This window comes from Paenibacillus sp. FSL P2-0121, assembly GCF_037975345.1.
Classification (GTDB): Bacteria; Bacillota; Bacilli; order Paenibacillales; family Paenibacillaceae; genus Paenibacillus_AQ; species Paenibacillus_AQ odorifer.
In genome coordinates, this window is record NZ_CP150245.1 from 6607713 (window position 1) to 6630469 (window position 22757).

The following is a 22757-nucleotide window of genomic DNA, read 5'->3' on the forward strand; positions in this document are numbered from 1 at the left end:
ATACAATAGAAGTAAAGTTAAGCTTAGAAAGTTATCTTTTATATTGTACTTGATAGAAAGGCATTTGTGTGAAACTGCTGAAGAATAATTATTCAAATCCCTTAATCTAGAACCTTCCCGATTTAAAAATCGCATAGATCAGCCACAAGAACATCAGAAGTGCCACTACGCTGCCAACCTCCACTGTAGGGAAATTCCATAACACTGAGGGCTGTCCACGCATCGCAGTACCAATAATGAGTCCTGTCATGATGATGCTAAACGCGAGCATCACAATACTGAAAGCTAAACGGTTACCTACCCGGTCCAGCTTACGCTCCAGATTCTGCATCTCAGGTGCCACAATCTCCACCTTTATCTTCCCCTTACTGATCAGCGCGGATAACTGCTTTGCCTGCCCAGGAAGCTCCAGCAGACTCTCTGTTAAGTCCGCTACGCCTCCCAGGAACTTACGCTGCAATCGACTGCCGCTAAAGCGCTGCTTCACAAGTTCCCGCCCAAAGGGTTCCGCCATCTCCAAAATACTGATGGTTGGATCTAAGTTGCTGATGACTCCCTCCAGCGTGAGCATTGTCTTCCCTAACATCGTCAAATCCGGCGGCAGCACTAGACGGTGTTTTCGCGCTATGCCAAACAGATCATTCAGGGCTTTGCCTATACTCATTTTGCTAAATGGAACATCATAATATTCATCCCGCAGCCGATCCATATCATCATGCAGCGCACTTCGATCAGCATCCTCGGGAATGACTCCAAGACGCAAAATTGCCCGGACCATTGCATCCGTATTTTTGCGCATCAGAGCGATAATAAGTGCAGACAGCTGCTCCTTCATCTCCTCATTCAGCCGACCCATCATGCCAAAATCAATCAAAGCCAGCTTTCCATCACCCATCCGTATAACATTGCCCGGATGAGGATCAGCATGGAAAAAACCATGAATGAAGATTTGTCTAAGCATCATCTCCACAAGTTGCTGAGCAATGGCTTTAAGCTTAACGCCTTTACTCAGCAACTCATCGCGACGACTCAGCGTTGTCCCTACCACATATTCCATCGTCAGCACTCGTGTTGACGTATAGTCCCAATAGATATCCGGGATGTACACTCCCTCATAATCCATCTGCTGATCGATTTTCTCTGCATTACGCCCCTCTTGGCTGTAATCCAGCTCGCCAAGCAGCGATTTCGAGAACTCCTCTACCATACGGCACAGCTGATATTGCCTCGCCCAAGCGAGCCGCTTTTCAGCAAGCGTGCTTAAATCTTTGAGGATTTCCAAATCCCTGCTCATCGTTCGCAGAATACCCGGACGTTGAACTTTAACAGCTACGACTTGTCCACTGTGAAGCACAGCCCTATGCACCTGACCGATGGATGCCGCAGCAAGTGGCGTATCCTCAAAAGAATTAAAGATTTCATCCATATGCTGATCCAGTTCCTGCTCAATGATCGCGCGCACGCGGTCGACAGGAAAAGGAGGCACATTATCCTGTAGTTTTACCAATTCCTGAATAATAGAATCAGGCAGCAGATCTGAACGGGTACTGGCGAGTTGTCCCAGCTTAATAAAGGTTGGACCCAAATCCTCCAGCACCAGCCGAATCCGCTCCCCGAGCGTAAGGCTTGTGTGTGCTTCCTGCGTTACAAGACGACGTGGAAGGGATAGTAAGTGATAGAGCCCCAGCTCTTCCACCATATAGCCAAAACCATGGCGCATAAGCGCCATGGCGATTGCCCGGTAACGTCCGGCATGTCTAATGCGTACTGCCATTTAGTCCGAACGCGTTTCCGCCGATGTTCCCTCTAGATGGGAAATTCCCTCTAGCTCGGCCAACCGGCGCTCCAATACTGCAATTCGCCCTTCCAGCTCGGCAATATCGTTTTGTACAGGCACATTCATTTCCTTCAGCACGCGTTGTACTTGCTCTTGTACAGCAGATTTGAACATGCCTCGTTCTTCCTCACCACGTTCAATTAGCCGATCGACGAGAGCCCTAGATTCCGAAGGAGCAAGCTCCCCGCGTTTCACTAGTTCTTCAACAACCTTCTCTACTTTTTCCTTACTGACAATGGTGAGGCCCACTCCTAAAGAGATCGCTTTTTTAAACAAATCACTCATGGCACTTTCCTCCCAAAGATTCCGTTTCATTACATAACGGAGTTTATGATTAAAGTATACCCCACTGTGTACGTATTTCAAAAAAAACACAACATTGCTTAGTTAGTGACCGGAATACGGGCAGCCCAAGTAGCCGCCTGTAGAATTAGTTTACGTAGTGCCGGATGACGGAAGGAAGGTTCATGATGACCAGGCATAAGGAATACTACTCGTCCTAAACCATAGCTATGGCACCATGCAGCTGGAATCCATTGCCCCTCAGATTCATATTGAAGTAGAATAGTCCGTTCTGTGAACGGGTCAAATTCAAAATGATAGGGCTCCTCATCCAATTGGAAATCTTCCACACCTTCGGTAATGTCATGCTCTAGCACTTTGAAGTTCAGGGGTTCGTAAGCTGTGTGTCCGTTAAATCGACCCCCGATTAGCTGTGCAAGCTCGTTACGTTTCGTCAGCGAAGCTCCCGTATGAAGAACAATGAGTCCGCCTCCTCCACTTACATAGCTGAGCAAACCAGCCGTTTGTTGAGGGGAGACTGTTTCGTTCCACAATTCATTGTAAGCAATACATAGGTCATAACTTGCTAAATGCTCAATGCGCATTAATTTTTTATTTTCTGAACATTGCACGGTTAATAGATCATTTAAGATCTCACTAATTTGTTGGTCCACTCCTTGAAGTGGATGAAACCGGGGATGGGTGTAATCACCAAGTAATAGACATTTTCTCTTGTCCATGGGATCCTCCTCCTTATTCGTTGTTATTATTCGTCACATGTTGCCTATATTCTAAGGAAAACTGCCGCGAATGTCCATGCAGATGGCAGGTATATTGCTCTTTGGGCTTATTTTTCCGGGTAAAAAAGCATCCCCGGCCATGATAACAGGCGGGAATGCTTCTGTGCGATAACGTCATTCGTGTAAAGCTGACGCAACTTGTGACTTAGCGATTCGCCGCCACATATTTGCCTAGCTCTACAATCATGCTTCCCATCCGTTCATGCTCAGGCATAATGATACGCTGTACGCCCTCTTCTTTAAGCGCCTCAGAGGTAATCCGTCCTACAGAAACAGCAAGCACTTTATCCTCGAAAGACTTCAGCATTTCTTCCAGCTTTCCCTGTTCCCGGGCAAATTGACAGAGGAAACGAAACTGTGGTGCACTCGTAAAAGCCACGGCATCAATTTTGCCTGATATGATTTCTAGAAGCAATCTTTCCAGTTCGCCCGGCTCAGGTGGGGTATGGCGATACGGCAGCACTTGGCGGGTAGTAGCCCCAGCCTCCTGCAGCCATGCAAGCATATGAGGAGCTGGATCGCCGTGCAGCTGAAGAACGACTTCTTTCCCCTGCAAATTCAGGGATTGAAGCCCACGAATCAATCCGATTGTACTTCCGTCGTCGTCACGAACCTCCGGCGTAAGTCCTCTTTTTTTCAAAGCATTCACTGTCTTATAACCCCGTGCGGCAATAATAGAACCAGAAAGTACTTCTAAGAAACGTTCTTCGATCCCCATTCGCTCAGCCATATCGAAGAGAGCATCAAGTCCCATCCCTGTAGTCAGGATCGCCAAGTAAGGAGGCTGATTGATCCATGCATTCAAACCTTCCTGCAATGCCTCATCATCTAGAAATACAGTCCCTTGAGCAGGCCGGCATACTGCCGTTCCCCCCATATTCTGAACCAGCTTGGCCATTTCTTCCGATTTGCGCGGACCCGCCAAGGCGACAGTGAACCCTTTTAATTGCTCTGCCATTTCCTATTATCTCTCCTCTCTCCATTGCCTAACCCAACATTATTGTTTATCAGTATACTTGCAAAGGAGTTCAAAAGGGAAGATAAAAAGCACGGTTGTCCTATCAGAAATCAATCTAATTACCAGAAGCGTTTATCTTAAAGCGGCTCGCCAGCTTCTGCAGTTCTTCTGCAAGACGGCTAAGGTCGGTAGACGAGGATGCCATCTCCTCTACAGAAGCAAGCTGCTCTTGTGCGGCAGTTGCGATAGTTTCCGTATTCACAGCCGCCTCTTCCGATATGCCGCGAATTTCCCCAATAGCCTTCTCCATATCATTAGATTCCACCAATAAAGTCTGCACAACCCCACCCATGGCTTCAATCTTCTCCGCGGCACTCTTTACTGCTCTTCGGATACGAGAGAAAGAACGTCCGGAAGTATCCACAGCCTCAATACCTTCGGATACGCGCTGTCTGGTGTCTTCCATCGTATGAGTTACCAGCAGCATTTCACTATTAATAGCGGTAATCTGTTCGGCAATCAAATGTGCGGATCTCTCTGATTCCTCTGCCAACTTACGCACCTCGGCAGCAACCACCGCAAATCCACGCCCTTGTTCCCCGGCTCTGGCTGCCTCAATGGAAGCATTGAGGGCCAGCAGGTTGGTCTGGCGGGCAATCCCGGTGATGACACCAACAATGCCCTCAATTTGACTGGTTCTTTCATTCAGCTTGTCAATTACACTGCCCAGCTCTCCGACCGTTTCATGGATACCATTGATTTTGTCCACCACGCTGATAACCGAATCATTACCTTCTGATGCTGAGAGTGAAGTCTTGTCCATCATTGTGGATACTTGCTCCATATATGTGGAAATCTGCTCGACCTCACTAGCTGTAGCGGCAGTGCTCTCCATTCCTTTTCGTACACTAACCACCTGTCGCTCCGTCCCTGCCGCTACGTCCTGAATCGCTATGGTCACCTGCTCAATCGTTTGGGCAGTCTGATCCGCACTAGCCGTCAGTTCTTCCGCTGAGGAGGATACATTGCTTGTCATCTCCTGCACGCCAATGATCATCTCGCGCAAGCTGATCACCATTAATTGAAAATTCTCTGCCAGCAGCCCTATTTCATCTTTACGGAAAACACCCATGTCTTCCGACAGATCACCTTTGGCTATCACCGCAGTTGCTTTCCGCAGCCGGAAAAGCGGTCTCAAAATCGATTGAATATTAAAATAGATCACAACCAGCGCAAGCAGAACGGAAACTACAATAACAAGCAGAGCTGTATCGCGAATTCCACTAGTTGCTGAGTTAACCTCATCAATGCTGATCGTACCTCCGATTCTCCAACCCGTCAGTTCATTGACCATAAAGGTCATCTTTTTGGACGTATCCTTGAAGACATAATCGAAGACCCCTTGTTCTTTCTCGAACATTTTCTTAACAAAATCATCAGACGATTCCTGCCCGATAGCTTCTGTAGGATGAACTAGAAACTTCTTGCTGTTATCAACGATGAGGATATAACCTTCCTTGCCCACCTTAATTGAGGTCAACTCCCCTAAAGTAGACAGGTTGAGATTCATTGTGATCACCCCATCACCGCCCTTAAGAACCGTTGATATCGCAATCGCGGTTTCTTTATTTACGGTTTGAAAAGCTGGAGAAATCACAGCCCCTTTTCCTTGCTTCAGAGAATTAATATAGGCGCTTTCCTGCCTTGGATCATAACCCTCTGGCAGCTTAGCATCTAAAGCATGAATAGCCTTGCCATTGCTTGTACCCACATAAATGTCCAGTACATCCGGATGCAGCGCCACATATTCCTTCAGTCTGGCTTTTACAGCAGAGGAAGTCCCCTCAGATGAAAACTCCGCGGCAAAATAAGAAATCGCATCTATTTTGGATTGAATATTAGAGTTAATGATTTCATTTACGGCCAACACACTTTCGGTAGCATTGTTCACCAGTTGATCTTCCACTTCCTGGCTGGCAGCTTGATAGGTTCGCCAGCCTATTATAATACTGGGCAGCAGCAGTATTATTAGGTATGTAAGAATTAACTTGGTACGGATAGTCATACCCGCATTTTTTTTCATAGACGTCATCATCTCTCTCTCATCTGAGTCTTAGGCAAGGATACATTTACCAGACTTAATATATAATTTAAAATCTGTTTTAGGAACCGATTTTCCTCCTATCTTTCTTTGTTTTTCTCATTTTTTTTGAGAATTGTCATATAAATGCAACAAAAAAGGCCGCCTCAATGAAAGCGGTCTCTCCGGATATACATATTATTACCGCAGCACAGGCTCCGGCACCTCTATCCTAATTATTCTTTTTGTTCTTACAGTTTGGGCAGACGCCCCCGAATACTACATGAGCATGACCAATGGTATAACCGGTATCCTTGGCCACTGTATTCATCCATTCACGCGGAACTTGATTCATAACCTCATCCACTGCTCCACAAACCTCACAAATGATATGCTGGTGATCATCCATACGTGCGTCATATCTGCTGGCAGCTTCACCAAGCTTAAGCTCACGAATCATTTGTTTATCTGAAAGATAACGCAGAGAGTTATATACCGTACCGTATGCTAAGCTATGTCCCTGCTCTACTAGCCGATTCATTACTTCCGCAGCAGTAGGATGGTCATGTGAATTAAGGACGATATCGTAAACGGCTTGACGTTGGGAGGTCAAATTTAGACTTTTCATTACTATCATCCTCTAACTTATTTTTAGATCAAGTATAAATCTTGTGAATGGGAACGTCAATCCCATTTTTATCCACACCTTACTTTCCCAGCTACTTGATCATCCCTGAATATTTAATATTCACGTCTGCTTTAATCTCAAATTTAAGATCTGAATAGAGCCCCTTCCACACTTTCATTTCCGTATCGTTATTAAAATGCCTTGCTCCATAATGCAGCCCCCAACCAAAGGGATCTAGGCCACTGGCTTGAATTTTGGTCAGCAATGCTAAGATATCCGCTTCCAATTCCTTTTCCCCGGCTTCCTGGATCTTCTTCAACATGTGATGTGTCACCAAATCGGGGCTACTGCTCTCTTCGAGAATACCTTTTATCTTAATACGATAACGAATAGTAGCTTTCCCATGCTCTGGAGTCAGGATTTTGTAGTCTGAAGATGATCTCTCTGTGTAGTATTGATACATAATGCCTTCGGAATGGGCGGGTAAGTTGGTTCGCAGATTCGGGCGTGATAACAGATTATATAGCCGGGTTTCGTTGGGCGTAAGAACCATTTTGATTTTCTCGTTATTCAGCAGAGCAATTTTATCAATTAAAAACTCCTTATCCCCTTTAGCCTCGATAATCGGCAGGATTGGATCAATCCCCTCCTCAAAGATATTTCTCATCAGCTGAAAGGAATACACACTAGAAATAAATGGAGACTCTGTGCCTTGTCCACTCATAGCCAGAATAAGAGAATTCGATGGGATCCGCTCCGATTCGGGTCTTACCTTCAGCACTTGAAGTGCTTCCGGACGCCCTATTGCAAAATTGACAATAAGCTGGATATCTCTACGTCGCACAGCCCAATCCATAACATGGAGAATATCTTCACGGGCAACCCCTTCCCCCAAAACAATTGATTTACAATGGGAGTAATCAAGCTCCTTTTCCACTCTGGATTTCATTCTACGAAGGGCTTCCGAAATGCTTGGAGACTCCTCGGTCAAGATTTGCATCTTCTCATCAATCTTAGTAACATCCCCCTGAGGGATGGCAAGTTTCAAGCTAATTTTAAAATTCCCTGCTTCTGTACCTTGGTCAACGCCGATCGCTAACACGAAAATCCGCAAATCAATCTCCTTGAAGTCACAACCGGGAAGAAGAAGGAGCAAGGTAATTCCAATTCCAGCAAGTACTCTTCTCATAGCTTCCCCCTCCTAGCTTTGCGATAACAATAAAACAACAGAGCGATGATGAACATCTCACCAAACCAGCGAATTTGCAGAAACCAGGCACCAAACATATTAAGTTGATACTGATCCTGCCCCATTAAGGACAGAACCATCGCGCTAAACAAGCCTAGGATCCCCCACTCTTTCCAGCGCTCTGCTTTTGGGGACTGTTTTTTTGCAGATGAAAGAGCACCTTTAAAAAGCTCTAAACCTCCATGCCAATGAACGATTACACTCACCAGAGATAAACTTAAATAGGCAAAATAAAAAATAAACAGCATCCGTTCAATAATAAAGGATTCCATCCGAATACTGTCGGCCGTCGAGAACCATGTATACACATGTCTATCAATAGCAACGGTTCCGAAATAGCCGATGGGAACTAAAAAAGTCAAGAGTAATACGAAAAGACCCTCCACCCCTAAAATCCAGACATGCTTCAGCTTCAGCCCATGAAATACCCGATTAAATATGGCCAGGTTTAAGTAACCGCTAAACGAAAAGGTAGCCGCCGCAAGGCTCATTAGGTCCGGCTTATGCCAGAAGTATGTAGTGACCTGCAGAACAGAATCCCAATTAAAGTCCGGATTGGTCAATGCTTTTACGAGGCCATAAATAATTAAAGGTAAGGATACGCTGAGAATGATTTCAAGCCCATACAAGAGTGATAGAGAATCGAAGCGACAGCAGATGCAGACCAAGACTAAAAAACTGATCACAACCGTATAAGGACTCGAATCCGGACTGATAAACCGCAGCGTAATATCTACAAAAGAAAGCAATGTAACTCCCCCGGCCACACACCATAAGCCAGCAAAAAGGACCAGTAAGATTCTGGATAACTTCTTAGGAAGCAAAGAGTCAAATATTTCCGGGAACCCCTTGCCGGGGAATTTAGCAATCAGTACAGTAAATATATAGACAAACAAAGTGCCCAAAATCGTTCCGATTAGTATGGACATCAAAGCGCCACCAAAACGTCTGTCTATTAGTTCCCTTGGAACAAAATTAATGATGTTGATCAGGCTGTTCATCAGAAAAAGACAGTAGAAATAACGGCTTTTGGCCATCAATGCTCTCCACCCTTCTTCTTGCCGAGATTATCGAGAAAAAACAATCTGAAATAAGGTTGTCCGAAGGTACGCTGTTTGCATAAATACATTGCGAATCCCACGACACAGACTACTACCCCAACCAATCCTAAAAAAGCTGCGGCAATTAGAAATATATACTTCAGCACTCGTATGGACAAGCTCATCATATTCAGCGGAATTAGAAAATTGGATATCGCAACAGCAGAAACCAATATGATCATGATATTTCCTACAAGTCCTGCTGCCGTCGCTGCCTGCCCCAAGATAAGCCCCCCTACCGTCGTGGCCGTTGGACCAATTGCCTTGGGGAGCCGTAAGCTCGCCTCAGTCAGAAACTCCATCATCATGAGCATTAAAAGCACTTCCACAAAAGATGGATAAGGCACAGTCGCACGACTGCCCGCAATAAGCAAGGCAATCTGCACACGAATAATCTCTGGGTTATACGAGGTGAGTGTTACATAGAGCGCAGGCAGCCACAACGTCATGCACACACCGATAATCCGAAGCAGCTTTAGGAATCGCCCCACGATAGGAAATTGTATTTTATCATCCATGGATGTAAAGAAATCATTAAAAATAGAAGGCAGCACTATCGCATAACCGGTTGTATCCAGCACTATCGCTACTTTTCCTTCAGACAAATTAAACACCACTCTATCCGGTCTTTCGGTGATGATGGACTTAGGGAGTATTCTTAATTTGTCACTGCTTATAAACTTCTCAAGCTCTCCTGTAGCCTGCAAAATATCAACCTTTAGCGTTCCCATCTTCTCCCTTAATTCTTTTAAAACGTTATGGTCAACACGACTGTCATCGTATAAAATAGCTATCTTTGTTTTAGAGACATCGCCGATGACCATGGTCTCCATTTTGAGATTAGTGGATTGATAACGCCGCCGAATCATGTTCAAATTAATCGCTATATCCTCTGTCAGTGCATCTGACGGCCCCTGTGAAATACTTTCGGCAGACGTTTCACTAACACCGCTGCTCTCCGTACTCATAGCATCGAAGAAATATATCACATCTTTTATACCCAGAAGCACATAACCACTGAGCAAAAGGTCGATCGCCTTCTCTCTCGTAGTCGCCTCTTCAGTGCCCGGATAAGTCATAATGTAATCCTGATAAGCGCTAATACTCTCCATTTCATAAAACGGCGCAATCACGTGGCGGCTGAGTGTCTGCGCATCTGTAACACTTTTGATATATAGCAGGTTGATTTGCCCAAAAGGGGCAACGCTTGTTTTATCGATTAAATCCGCGAACCCGTTCAGCTGATCTTTGATCCATTCCAGAGAAATATTGTCCTTATCCTGTTGAACTGACATGGAACATCATCCCTCCTATTTATCCTTTACGTCCCAGTTTCCACCTTATTTTGGCACTGTTTCTCTGAATTCATGCACAGCACGATGGAATGGGAAGTTTCTTTTCACAGGACTGTGGTAATAAATGAGATGAAGATTGTAAAGATGGAGGGATAATAGATGGACCCAAACCGTAAAATAACGCAAAGTCTTCCACAATTTCCGGAATCATTATGGAGAGATACCACGGATTTACCGGCTTTTCCAAAGCTGGCTGAAGATATTTCTACAGATGTGGCAGTGGTAGGCGGTGGAATTACAGGCATTACAACAGCCTATCTCCTCAGCAACGCAGGCTACAAAGTCACACTCTTAGAAGCCGGAGAAATTCTGAGTGGCACTACGGGTTTTACCAGTGCAAAAATCTCAGCACAGCACGGGTTAATCTATCATCATTTGATAAAGCATTTTGGGCAGGAGCAAGCCCGGCTCTATTATCGCTCGAACAGCGAGGCTATGAATTGGATCCAGAATACGGCTGAGGAACTTGAAGTATCCTGCGGCATGAAACATGAGGCGGCTTTTCTGTACGCGGATGCTGAAGATCATAAAACGCTTAAACAACTGGAGGAAGAGTATAAAGCCTATGAACAATTGGGTCTGCCCGGAGAATGGCTAGATAACGTCTCTATCCCTCTGATGGCGAGTGGTGCCATTAAATTACCAGGACAAGCCCGCTTTCACCCGCTGCAATATCTGAAGGGGCTACTGAAGGTCATTCAGGATAAAGGTGGCGTAATCTATGAGCATACGATGATGGCGGATAAGGTGGAGAAGAACGATAAGCTTACGCTTTTTACTGAAAAGGACGAGCATCGGATCACCTGCCGCTACGCCGTTTCAGCTTCTCATTTCCCATTCTACGATGGAGGAGCACTATATTTCTCGCGGCTGCATGCTGAACGTTCCTACTGTCTGGCGATCCAGCCTGAAACGGATTTTGAGGGTGGAATGTATCTAAGTGCAAGCGAACCCACCCGTTCTCTTCGTGCAGTAGAGTGGGAAGGCAGGAATCTGGTCATTGTCGGGGGAGACAACCATAAGACAGGCCAGGGCATCTGTACGATAGGACATTATGAGAATTTGGAGCTATTCGCAGGAAATCTGCTCGGCATCAAAACAATCCCTTACCGCTGGGCAGCACAGGATTTAATCACCCTAGACAGAGTGCCCTACATCGGCAAGATTTCGGACAACGAAGAGATTTATATCGCCACAGGTTTTGGAAAATGGGGCATGACAAGCGGTACGCTGGCCGCACAGATTATCTCGGATCAGATTCAGCGCAAAGATAATCCGTATACCGAATTGTACGATCCGTCCCGCTTCAAAGCTGGCACCAGTCTAAAAAACTTCATCGTGCAAAATGCCAATGTGGCAAAAGAGCTCGTGGCGGGCAAAGTGGAAATCGTCCATAAAAAGACAACTGATTTGGAAGCTGACGAAGGAGCCGTTGTGTTCCATGATGGCAAACGTGTGGGAGCTTATAAGGATCCAGAAGGTAAACTTCATCTGGTGGATAGAACCTGCACCCATATGGGCTGTGAATGCGAATGGAACAACGGGGATCGCTCTTGGGATTGCCCTTGCCATGGTTCCCGCTTCTCCTACGATGGCGAAGTTTTAGAGGGCCCTGCTTCGGTACCGCTGACGAAACTCCATGAATAATACTTTTCATGAAAAGGCAGTTCGGCTTCATGAAAATTTGCAGTCCCTTTTCTAAGGGGCGATTGTAATTGCCCTATAGCATTCAGGTATAATAAGACTTGAATGAAGCAGCTGCTTCAAAAAAGTTTGAAGGAGAGTGACGATAGAGATGGATTTGAGAGGAAAGAGTGTTGTAATTACTGGTGCAGGCAAAGGGATCGGAAAAGCCTTGGCAATGGCACTGGCTAAGGAAGGTGCTAATTTAGGCCTGATCTCCAGAACTTCAGGTGATCTCGAAGCGTTAAAATCAGCCTTAACGGAAGTATATGACGTTAAAGTCAGCATTGCCGTGGCCGATATCGCCGTACGCGAAGAAGCTGAACGTGCTGTTGCTTCCCTGCAAAATGAGCTTGGAGCATTTGATGCATTAATCAACAATGCCGGGATCGCAAAATTCGGCACTTTAGTAGAAATGGATCCTGCAGACTGGGAGCGCCACATCCAAGTTAATCTTTACGGTACTTATTACGTAACTCGTGCTGCACTGCCTGCGATGATTGAGAAAAATGGCGGAAATATCATCAATATTTCATCCACAGCCGGAGAACGCGGCTTCGCGACAGGCTCTGCTTATTGCGCGTCCAAGTTCGCTCTCATGGGCATGACCGAAGCCCTCGCACAAGAAGTGCGCAAACACAATATTCGCGTCGTAGCCTTGACTCCAAGCACCGTCAACACTGGCCTAGCTTCCAATGCTGGACTTAAAATCGGTGACGAAGACCGCATGATGCAACCTGAAGATGTTGCTGAATTGGCACTGACAGCTTTGAAGCTGCCGGATCGCGTCTTCCTAAAAACAGCAGGACTATGGACCACCAATCCGCAATAAAATCGCGCTGGACGCGGGGGGAGCCGGGTGATCTGGGGGATTGCATTTTGTGCAATAGAATCGCTCTAGACGAGGGTGAGGCCTTGGGTGATTGCACGTGGTGCGGGATAACGCTTCAGGATTGCTCTACTGCGTTTTCTAATTGCACTTTGTGCAATTGAATCCCTCTAGTTAAGGGCGAAACCTTGGGTGATTGCACGTTGTGCAATCAGTTTAGTGGCTCCCCTCCTTTTTAGGCGATTTGGGCTTGATTCTATTGTACAGAATGCAACAGACTGCCTTATTCAGATAACATTCAGGCTATTCTGTTGCACATTCTGCAATGTAACTTCATTTGGGGGCTTAATTAGGGAACTGGGACTGAAATTAGGTGCTAGCTGTAATGGTGGTTTTGAGTAAAAACTTTGGAGTTGGGTTGGCACTTTGGCTTAGAGTAACATTACGGTTGAGGTGGCACTTTACTTGCGGTAGTTACTTTAACGTGCAGTAGTTACTTTAACTTGCTAAAGCCACTTTACTTGCGGTAGACACTTTGATTTTCCGCAGGTACCTGAGTTTGCACAATACTTAACGTTTAAATAGATAATAGTTGCACTTTGTACATCTATTCAGCGCAATTAGAGGAGAAATCATACTTTAATTGCACTCTATACAGTTAAAAGAAGGCTAATCTCGGCGATTCACCAGATTCGCATAAATTAGTTGCAGAGAATACACTTATTCGATCGTTTCTGGTGTGATGGATAATTTAAGTGTACAAAGTGCAATTAAACGCCCGCACTCTTGTGTCTTGTGGGATGGTCTTTTATTTTGTTAGTTGAAAATCACGATGTTACCTTGAGATATTGGCTAATTTTCGAGGTTCCCATGTTATATTATTTCGATTCACAATGTCCTGAAAAATATACTAACTTTCTGATCGGAGGTTTATCTATCATGCTGGTAGTAACTAATACTATTAAAGTAAAAGAAGGCCATGGCGAAGCTATTGCTCAACGTTTCGGAGGAAATAATGGTGTGCAGGATATGCCGGGGTTTGTACGTATGGAGGTTTGGCGTGGAAATGCCAAGGAAGGTGTCGAGGAACTAAAAATCTGCACCGTATGGGAGAATGAGGATGCATTCAAAGGCTGGACCTCCAGCGAGTCCTTCCGTCAGTCGCACCGTGGTGCTGGTGGTAATGACGCAATCCTGGGTGCTTCCATCGATAAATATGAACTAATGATCAGCCGCACGCCCGGTAACTAAGTATTTGGACCCCCAAACAGAGCCGTAGCTTGATGGAACCAGCAGTGTGTACGGGATAGTTGCCCGATAAGTACAGTTAGCTAATTGTCTTTTACCTCTTGGCTAAGACAATCAGCCGCTAATTAACACAGTTATCGCTTCTAGATACTAATTAGCACAGTGAATACTTAGAATAACTATCGTCAAGCAGACTGATTGATTAGCCTAATAGATACAATTAAGTTAGTTGGTACAAGCAGCGCTATTATCCAGCGATGTCCTGTGCCCAAGCCTAAAACAAACAGGGATGTCCGGAGCCAATATGGCTCTGAGACATCCCTGTTTGTTTATAAACTCATTATTTACTTACATCTGGCTGAGGGGTCTCCACCTCTTGATGTTTACCCGGCCAGAACGACCAACGGCCAAAGAGCGTTGTAATAGCTGGTACAAGGAACGGACGAACCACGAAGGTATCCAGCAGAACCCCAAGAGCGGTGATGATACCGAACTGCACAAGCACCTGAATCGGCAAGCTTGCCAATACAGCAAATGTACCTGCCAGAATGAGGCCGGCAGAGGTAATTACCGAGCTGGTCTCATTCACACCTTCCGCGATAGCCTGCTTAAGCGGCATGGTTTTACGCTTTTTCCAGATATTCGAGATCATGAAGATGTTGTAGTCTTCTCCAAGTGCCACCAAGAAAACAAAGGAATACAGTGGGATCGCTCCCTGAATGGCATCTGCTCCCATCACATAGTGAATGATAATCCAACCTAAGCCAAGCGCTGAGAAAAAGGAGAGAATAACGGTGCCGACCAGATAGATGGTGGCCACTATTGAACGCAGATATATCAACAACAGTACGGTGATCATTCCGATCACCACGGGGATAATCAGATCGGTGTCCCGATCTCCAATCTCTTTAGTGTCATGCTGTGTCGCCGTCTGCCCGCTTAGCCACACGTGATCCGCAGGGTTCGCAACGTCTACATCGATTAATGCCTGCTCTGCGGTAGCAAGAAGGGTAGGAATATGACCCATCGCTTCTAGTGAATATGGATTGCTTTTAAATTCAATATCAAAACCAACAATATCTTTGTTTACTGCCCCCTGCTGCGGATCGGAAACCGTGTCCACATAGGTGAGTCCGCCAAGAATGACCTTTAAATCCTCTCCGCTCGCTTTTCCTTGGGTATCAATAATCAGCTTCGCTGGAGCTAATTCTCCGGGAGAGAACTGTTTGCCAATAAGGTCGAAACCTTCGCGGGACTCCATATTTTTAGGAAAAGAGGATAGGATATCATACGTAAATTTGATGCCACTGGAGAATGAAGCCAAAATCCCCAGTCCGATAACGGTCACACCTACGATAGCCCAAGGCCGGGTTACTACCAAACCACCAATTCCTTTTTTACGGGAAACTTTGGGTTCCGGAATAGGTTTGCCTTTAGCCTTAGCCCGTTCTACCTCCATTTGCGGTGTGCGCGGAATGAATGGGAAGAACGAGGTCCGTCCGAAGATTGCCAGCAGTGCTGGTACGAGGGTTAGACTGGCAATTCCCATGATGAAGATAGATACGCTAAATGGAATGGCAAAACGATGATAAGCTCCATACTTAGCCAGCAATAACGCAAACAGCGCGAGCACGACGGTGAAGCCACTCATAGCAATGGCGCCTGAAGATTCGGTAATGGAGCGAAGAAGCGCACGACTCTTACTCTCTTCTACCTTCAACAACTGCCGGAACCGTGAGATCAGGAACAGGCAATAGTCCGTACCAGCTCCGAATAGCAAAACAGTCATAATCGAGACAGCCTGTGAATCCACTGTGATCCAGCCTTCTTGCGCCATTTTTCCAAGAATCGGACTAGTTACACCATAAGCGAATCCAACCGCAATAAGTGGAATAAAAGCCAAGATCGGTGAACGATAAATCACCAATAAGAACACCAGCACAAGCATAACCGTAGCAATTAACAAGGAAACGTCTGCGTTCTGAAACAGGCCTGAAGCATCTATGGAGATGCCCACTGGACCCGTAACACGTAAACTCAGGTCTTTTCCATCCACCTTAGCCGCGGAGGGGTCTCCACCCGTCTCTGTGTTTATGATCTTCTTCATTTCTGTCACAGCTTCGCCAAGCTGATCACTATCTGCTGTTTTATCAAAAAGCACCGGGGTTACCAGCGTACTAAGATCCTCAGATAACGAGGCTTGTAATGCCTGTGGCGGCAGTTGTCCTAATGGGGGAACAAAATTCTGATGGGGCAATGGTTGCTGCTCCAACTTCTTGTACACAGCAGTGATATGTACTAAATCATCTTGTGAAAGCCCACCTTCTCTATGCCATACGAGCAGCGCAGGCACTCCACTTCCACTAGGGAATTCTTGCTCTGCAATAGCTGCTGCCTGTACCGATTGTGAATCATCTGGGAGGTTAGGCGCATTATTAGCAACCTGAGAATTCACTGCAGGCCATAACAGGGTAAGTGCACCTACAAGCACTATCCATACGAGAAGAGTAATCCACTTCGTCTTTTTTCCTGCCACCCATTTTCCGTAGCCTGACATTCCCTTCATCCTCTCCTTTACCTTGCAGCCTTAAAAATGAGCCGCGGGTCATTTTTTATTCTATCATATATATGCTTTAATTTTTAATCAAACTTTTTTTATTTTTCAGAAAAATTAAAACACATCATCACATATAAAATACCCCTCTCTTCACATAAAAAATCAGCAACATGTGAAAAGAGGGGTTTATGGGTTATCTATACTTTTTTCTTCACTTCAATTTAGCCTACGTCCAAATCTCCTTCAGAGAACTGACTGTTATAGAGATCCGCATAGAATCCGCCTTGGGCCAGCAGTTCTTCGTGGTTGCCTTTCTCGATTACACTACCTTGATTCATGACAAGGATGAGATCCGCATCACGAATCGTCGAGAGACGATGGGCAATAACGAAGCTTGTTCTGTTTTGCATCAGCGCATTCATCGCTTTTTGAATCAGCAATTCAGTCCGTGTATCGACACTGCTCGTTGCTTCATCAAGAATAAGGATCGATGGATCGGCCAGAATAGCGCGAGCAATAGTAATCAACTGCTTCTGTCCTTGTGAAATATTAGAAGCTTCTTCATTTAACACCGTATTGTAGCCAAGCGGAAGTGTGCGGATAAAGTGATCGGCATGCGCAGCTTTGGCAGCCCGCACCACATCAGCTTCAGATGCACCTTCACGACCGTAAGCAATGTTGTCACGAATCGTACCGTTAAAGAGCCAGGTATCCTGAAGCACCATACCAAACTTGCTACGTAGGTCACTCCGTTTCATGTCGGTAATGTTGACGCCATCAATGATAATTTCCCCGTCGTTAAGCTCGTAGAAGCGCATCAGCAGGTTAATCAAAGTGGTTTTACCAGCACCAGTAGGACCGACAATCGCTATAGTCTGACCTGGACTAACCTCAATATTCATGTCCTCAATCAGAATAGCATCCTCTTTATAGCCGAATTTCACATGACGGAACTCAACGGAACCTTCCGGAGCACCTTCATCAAGCTTCACAAGTGTACTATTAACTTCCTTAACTTCCTCTTCTTCATCCAGAAGTTCAAATACACGTTCTGCGGAAGCAATGGTGGATTGAATAATGTTAGCAATATTAGCCGTTTGTGCAATCGGCTGGGTGAACTGACGTGAATATTGAATGAAGGCTTGGATATCCCCGACATCAATCATTTTTTTAGTAACAAAAATACCACCCACAACACAGATAAGCACATAACCCAAGTTACCGATAAACATCATAAGCGGCATAATCATACCTGACATAAATTGAGACCGCCAGCCAGAATCATAAAGCTTATCATTTATTTCATCAAAATCTTTAAGCGACTGCGGTTCGCGGCCGAAAGCTTTAATAATCCGGTGCCCCGTATACATTTCCTCTACATGACCATTCAACTGGCCAAGCGATTTCTGCTGTCTCACAAAATAAGTCTGCGAACGTTTAGAGATCGCCATAATCACAATAAAGCTGAGTGGCAACGTAGTAATCGTGATTAACGTCAGCCATGGGCTGATGGTAAGCATCATCACAATAACACCAATAATAGTGACGATTGAAGTAATTAGCTGCGTTAAACTTTGCTGCAACGTGGTACTGATGTTATCCACGTCATTCGTAGCACGGCTAAGAATTTCCCCGTGTGTACGGGAGTCAAAATATTTTAAAGGTAAACGCTCCAGCTTGCTGTTGATCTGCTCACGCATGTCATAAACTACCTTCTGCGCTACACCAGCCATTACATACTGCTGAATGTAACTAAACAGAGCACTAAGCAGATACAATCCCGCGAGCAGGATCAGAATATCATTAATATATCCAAAATCAATGGAGGCACCCTCTACACCCATCAGTTTGCCGTAAGCACCTTCGAACAGTTTGGTTGTAGCTTTACCCATAACTTTTGGACTGAAGATACTGAACACCGTACTGGCAATCGCCATAATTAGTACAATAATCAATTGAACCATACGTGGGCGCAAGTATTTGATTAGGCGACGAAGTGTACCTTTAAAATCTTTAGCTTTTTCTGCCGGCATCCTCATTCCAGGACCACCCGGTCCACCCGGGCCTTTATGGCCGCGGGGAGCTGCAGGTTTATGTTCTCTGTTTTGTTCACTCATGCTATTTCCTCCTCTGACAGCTGCGAGGATACGATCTCGCGGTACACATCACTGCTCTCGAGCAGTTCACGGTGAGTGCCCATTCCAGCAATTTCACCCTCATCAATTACAATAATCCGGTCCGCATCCATAACGGTGCTAACCCGTTGAGCTACGATCAATACGGTGGATTCCGTAGTTTCAGATTTGAGAGCCGCGCGAAGTTTGGCATCTGTCTTGAAATCAAGAGCTGAGAAGCTATCGTCAAACAGATAAACCTCAGGTTTTCTCACAAGCGCCCGAGCAATGGACAACCGCTGTTTCTGACCACCTGAGACGTTATTCCCGCCCTGAGCAATTTCCGAGTCAAACCCATCCTTCATCGCGGATACGAAATCGTAGGCTTGAGCCACCTTAGATGCATGAATGATTTCTTCATCCGTAGCATCCTCTTTACCGTAGCGGATGTTCTCATTAATCGTACCCGAGAACAATACTGCTTTTTGTGGGATGTAACCGATTTTGCTCCGCAGCTCTTCCTGTGTCATCTCACGTACATCCACTCCGTCTACGCGTACAGCACCTTCATTAACATCATAGAATCTTGGAATCAGGCTAAGCAGTGTAGATTTACCCGATCCGGTACCCCCGATAATTGCGGTAACTTCACCCGGACGAGCACTAAAGCTAATTTTCGAAAGTGCAGGCTGTTCTGCCCCTGGATAGGAAAAAGATACATTCTCAAACTCAACAAAACCACGCAAAGAATCGCGTCCGTCTTTTTTAGTAGCTTGAGCTGTTGTATGCAGTTCACTCTCAGTAGGATCTGTAAATTCAGGCTGCATATCCAGTACCTCATTGATACGCACGGCTGAAGCTGAAGCACGCGGAATTAACACGAACATCATCGATACCATAATCAGAGAGAACATAATTTGCATTGCATATTGGATAAATGCCATCAGGGACCCAACTTGCAAGTCGCCATCACCAATTCGTATTCCACCAAAATAAAGAATAGCAATCATAGAAAAGTTCATTACAATCATCATCAGCGGCATCAGGCCGGCCATAATTTTATTGACCTTGATAGCTGTATCCGTAAGATCACGGTTAGCTTCAGTGAAACGTCTATTCTCATGATCAATCCGGTTAAAAGAACGAATAACACGAATACCTGTCAGATGCTCACGCAGCACCAGGTTTAATTTATCAAGCTTAATCTGAATGGCTTTAAACAGTGGCAGACCCTTCATCCCAATAAAGAAGATCGCCCCTACAAGTACAGGAATAACGACTACAAAAATCAATGATAATTTAGCATCTTCAGATACTGCCATGATGATACCACCAATCATCATCATCGGTGCTCCGATCATCATGCGCAACATCATAGTAAGTACCGTTTGAACTTGTGTAATATCATTTGTTGTACGTGTAATCAAGGAAGCTGTACCCAGCTTATCGAATTCATGCAGCGTAAAATTTTCTACATGGTTAAATACTCGTGCACGGGTGAGTTTACCAAACCCGGCTGCTACTTTTGCCGATAAGTAACTGGCAATTACCGAACATAAAGCACCGCCACCTGCAACCAGGAGCATGAAACTACCTATTTTCCAAATATAAGCGCGATCTCCTTGAACAATCCCTTTGTCGACGATGTCGGACATCAGTGTAGGAAGGTATAAATCGCCCATGGACTGCAAAAATACAAGGATTAATACAGCACCAATAGCTACCCTAAAAGGCTTCAGTTGTTTAAATAATTTAATCAAGCTTCTCATCTCCGTTCATTTGTAGCCTATCCCAATCAGGTGGTGGATTATCCTCAACGTATTCATGTACCTTAAGCAATAGCTCTGTGAGCTGTTTAGTGTCTTTTTCGCCTAAGTGTTGCACAAGCTTATCAAGCATCACATCACGATAATGTTCTGCTTTTCGTGTGAGTTCTTTTCCACTTTCCGTTAATTTCACGCGTACAACTCTTCGATCTGAAGGATCCGCGCGTCTTTCCACCATCTGTTTCGCTTCAAGACTGTTAATCAGCTGCGTGATGGTAGGAGGAGTGAATCCAAGTAGTCGGCTGATTTCAGACACCTTGAGACCCTCTTCATCAGAATGATTCCATTTTTCAATGCATATCATTAAAGTCATCTCACTTGGCTTGTGGCCCTCAACGCCCTTTTGCCATTGAGCTTTGTGCAGGCGTTTCATCGCCGCAAAAAGCCCGTGTGCGACTGAATTTTCAGTATTTTCTGTATTTCCTCCGTTTATCCCAATTTCCTTCACCTCTATTTTAGTTAGGTCAACTAATTATTAAACACTATATTATTTAGGCTACCTAATTATATTTTCGCCAGATTGCTTTGTCAAATTATGAATGCGCTATCAATTATTACGAAAAAGAAAACTCCCCAGCACGAGTGCAAGGGAGTAGTTATGCGTATATGTATCTGTATATAGAATATTGCCAAGGATAACCTTTAGAATCCTGCTCCGTGCTCATAAGTTGTGATTGGTCCGTTACTTCCGGAACCAACTGGGCCGATAATGATGAAGCTAAACAATGCTAAAATGCCTGCCATCATCAATAGTGATTTTTTCATCTTTTCTCACCTCCCTTATCAGCTTTCTGTATTTCTCCTGTTGATTCAGAGTTGCATAGTCCCTATTGGTCTCAAACAAGGTCACGCACTTAATGAAGTCTATCCCATTATTAGTCTTAATAGATAACTCTAAAGACTGTATGATATAGTCTACACCCGTAATATATTGTCCATTGTTTATTAGATACATGGCTATTTGATAGTACAACCGATATAATCGGTCAATATTAATGGGATCTTCAAACTGTTCAAATCGTAACATTTCCCGTGCAAAACGTTTAAGCACATCGTCTACAGAAAATCTGTAATGATTAGCCGATTCCATAATAATAATGAGTCCTGGCAATATTTCTCCGGGGTGCTCAGCCAAAAAAGCTACATAGTCCGGTACAACCTTTACGTTTCCCTCCAACATTTCCAGTGTGAAACTGTTCCCAACTGCAAATAATCGGAATTGTTCTACAGCTTGCTGGCCTACTTCATCCAACATCTCAAACCAGCCTAAGTCTGCATAACCAGCGGTATATTTCTTCGCCGCTTCATATTGACCTTGCTTCGTCAACGAAATTGCTTTAAGCAAATATCCGTGTCCATAATAAACAACGAGCGGACGTTCCGTACAGAGTTCTTCTCTTCGTTTGTCTCCGCTCCTCCGCAGTTCTTGGCGGTAAACTGCATTGGCTAAAGCTCTCAACTCATCAGCATAGATCTCCATTTCTTCCCATCTGCGAAGGGCGAAACATAGCTGTGTCAGCATCAATAAACCATCTAATTGCAAATTTTCCGGAAGGCGCCCCCTAAAAGGACTAAAGCTAATGACTGCGCGTAGCTTCTCCTCCATATCAAGTGTTTGCAAAAATTTAAAATTACGATAATGACTGATCGCGAGACGTTCACTATAACTATCCGACTCGTTCTCTACTACAATCTTGTAAAAAAACATGGATTCCTGAACTTTGCCTTTATTGAATAATTTATCAGCAACAGAATAAATGATATCCAGCGGCTTGGTAGACTCTAATAATCTGCTTATAGTTTCATCAATGCAATTCTGTTTGCCCAATTCAGCACAACGAATCAAAAAAGGCTCCACTCTACGGCGTGAGACCTTCTCATCATTGAAGCATTCATCAACATACAGAGGATATAACCAACCTTCTGGAAAACCAAAGGCTTTTATAATTGCATCTACTTGTCCCAAGGACATAGGCTTCGGCGGATTTCCATGCAGAATTGCACTGAGGCTGCCTCGATTCAGGCCACAAATTTTTGAAAATGAGGCGAGATTATGGCCGGAGCGGGACAAATTTTTCTCAATTTCTGAGCGTATAGTTGTTAACTTTCCCTCCACTCGGCACCCCCAAAGTTTGACTTGAAAAGATTCTATTAATTGACATTATAGGTGAAAGTTATGGATTGTACAACAAATAGATTGTACGACAAATA

17 protein-coding genes are annotated in these 22757 nt (G+C 44.8%); 3 read left to right on the forward strand and 14 right to left on the reverse strand.

The window, feature by feature from the left end; translation table 11 throughout:
- Positions 1 to 106 precede the first annotated feature (106 nt).
- The 9 genes from MKY54_RS29190 to MKY54_RS29230 all read right to left on the reverse strand — a co-directional run bounded on the left by MKY54_RS29190 (position 107) and on the right by MKY54_RS29230 (position 10229).
- Positions 107 to 1774: an AarF/UbiB family protein gene (locus tag MKY54_RS29190; RefSeq protein ID WP_076123972.1), complete on the reverse strand. Its 1668-nt coding sequence runs from the start codon at positions 1772 to 1774 to the stop codon at positions 107 to 109.
- Positions 1775 to 2122: a phasin family protein gene (locus tag MKY54_RS29195; protein ID WP_036681962.1), complete on the reverse strand. Its 348-nt coding sequence runs from the start codon at positions 2120 to 2122 to the stop codon at positions 1775 to 1777.
- Positions 2123 to 2220: 98 nt separating this feature from the next.
- Positions 2221 to 2859: a ThuA domain-containing protein gene (locus MKY54_RS29200; RefSeq protein WP_076123974.1), complete on the reverse strand. Its 639-nt coding sequence runs from the start codon at positions 2857 to 2859 to the stop codon at positions 2221 to 2223.
- A 205-nt stretch (positions 2860 to 3064) separates the two neighbouring features.
- On the reverse strand, positions 3065 to 3877 hold the full coding sequence (locus tag MKY54_RS29205; protein WP_339170288.1) for a uroporphyrinogen-III synthase: 813 nt from the start codon (positions 3875 to 3877) through the stop codon (positions 3065 to 3067).
- Between the two features lie 115 nt (positions 3878 to 3992).
- On the reverse strand, positions 3993 to 5969 hold the full coding sequence (locus MKY54_RS29210; protein WP_339188806.1) for a methyl-accepting chemotaxis protein: 1977 nt from the start codon (positions 5967 to 5969) through the stop codon (positions 3993 to 3995).
- Positions 5970 to 6189: 220 nt separating this feature from the next.
- A complete protein-coding gene (locus tag MKY54_RS29215; protein ID WP_076123979.1) occupies positions 6190 to 6585 on the reverse strand; it encodes a transcriptional repressor in 396 nt (131 codons plus the stop codon).
- Between the two features lie 91 nt (positions 6586 to 6676).
- The gene (locus MKY54_RS29220) at positions 6677 to 7774 is read right to left on the reverse strand and encodes a Ger(x)C family spore germination protein (protein ID WP_339188808.1); all 1098 of its coding nucleotides are present in this window, start codon (positions 7772 to 7774) and stop codon (positions 6677 to 6679) included.
- Entirely contained in the window at positions 7771 to 8871 is a 1101-nt protein-coding gene (locus MKY54_RS29225; protein WP_076123983.1) for a GerAB/ArcD/ProY family transporter, read from the reverse strand. Before MKY54_RS29225 ends, MKY54_RS29220 begins: the two co-directional genes overlap by 4 nt.
- Positions 8871 to 10229 (reverse strand): spore germination protein, encoded by a 1359-nt coding sequence (locus tag MKY54_RS29230; RefSeq protein WP_076123985.1) that lies wholly within the window; start codon positions 10227 to 10229, stop codon positions 8871 to 8873. Before MKY54_RS29230 ends, MKY54_RS29225 begins: the two co-directional genes overlap by 1 nt.
- Before the next feature lie 159 nt (positions 10230 to 10388).
- Here MKY54_RS29230 and MKY54_RS29235 point away from each other — a divergent pair, with 159 nt between their 5' ends.
- From MKY54_RS29235 to MKY54_RS29245, 3 genes are all read left to right on the forward strand, one after another.
- Positions 10389 to 11936 carry an FAD-dependent oxidoreductase gene (locus tag MKY54_RS29235; protein ID WP_076182015.1) on the forward strand — a complete coding sequence of 516 codons (1548 nt, stop codon included), beginning with the start codon at positions 10389 to 10391 and terminating at the stop codon, positions 11934 to 11936.
- A 148-nt stretch (positions 11937 to 12084) separates the two neighbouring features.
- On the forward strand, positions 12085 to 12804 hold the full coding sequence (locus MKY54_RS29240; RefSeq protein WP_036681981.1) for a 3-ketoacyl-ACP reductase: 720 nt from the start codon (positions 12085 to 12087) through the stop codon (positions 12802 to 12804).
- 936 nt (positions 12805 to 13740) lie between these two features.
- Positions 13741 to 14052, forward strand: a complete 312-nt coding sequence (locus tag MKY54_RS29245) for an antibiotic biosynthesis monooxygenase (protein WP_076201979.1) — start codon at positions 13741 to 13743, stop codon at positions 14050 to 14052.
- Positions 14053 to 14389: 337 nt separating this feature from the next.
- Here the strand turns inward: MKY54_RS29245 and MKY54_RS29250 are convergent, their stop codons facing one another.
- The 5 genes from MKY54_RS29250 to MKY54_RS29270 form a co-directional block, all read right to left on the reverse strand.
- The gene (locus MKY54_RS29250; RefSeq protein ID WP_339188815.1) at positions 14390 to 16615 is read right to left on the reverse strand and encodes an MMPL family transporter; all 2226 of its coding nucleotides are present in this window, start codon (positions 16613 to 16615) and stop codon (positions 14390 to 14392) included.
- Positions 16616 to 16827: 212 nt separating this feature from the next.
- Positions 16828 to 18723 (reverse strand): ABC transporter ATP-binding protein, encoded by a 1896-nt coding sequence (locus MKY54_RS29255; protein WP_076182009.1) that lies wholly within the window; start codon positions 18721 to 18723, stop codon positions 16828 to 16830.
- Positions 18720 to 20480 (reverse strand): ABC transporter ATP-binding protein, encoded by a 1761-nt coding sequence (locus MKY54_RS29260; RefSeq protein ID WP_076123992.1) that lies wholly within the window; start codon positions 20478 to 20480, stop codon positions 18720 to 18722. Before MKY54_RS29260 ends, MKY54_RS29255 begins: the two co-directional genes overlap by 4 nt.
- Entirely contained in the window at positions 20473 to 20994 is a 522-nt protein-coding gene (locus tag MKY54_RS29265; protein WP_081383179.1) for a MarR family transcriptional regulator, read from the reverse strand. The genes MKY54_RS29260 and MKY54_RS29265 overlap by 8 nt, the downstream gene beginning before the upstream one ends.
- A gap of 270 nt (positions 20995 to 21264) precedes the next feature.
- Complete coding sequence (locus MKY54_RS29270; protein WP_076105042.1) at positions 21265 to 22662, reverse strand: DNA-binding protein; 1398 nt, start codon at positions 22660 to 22662, stop codon at positions 21265 to 21267.
- Positions 22663 to 22757: the final 95 nt, after the last annotated feature.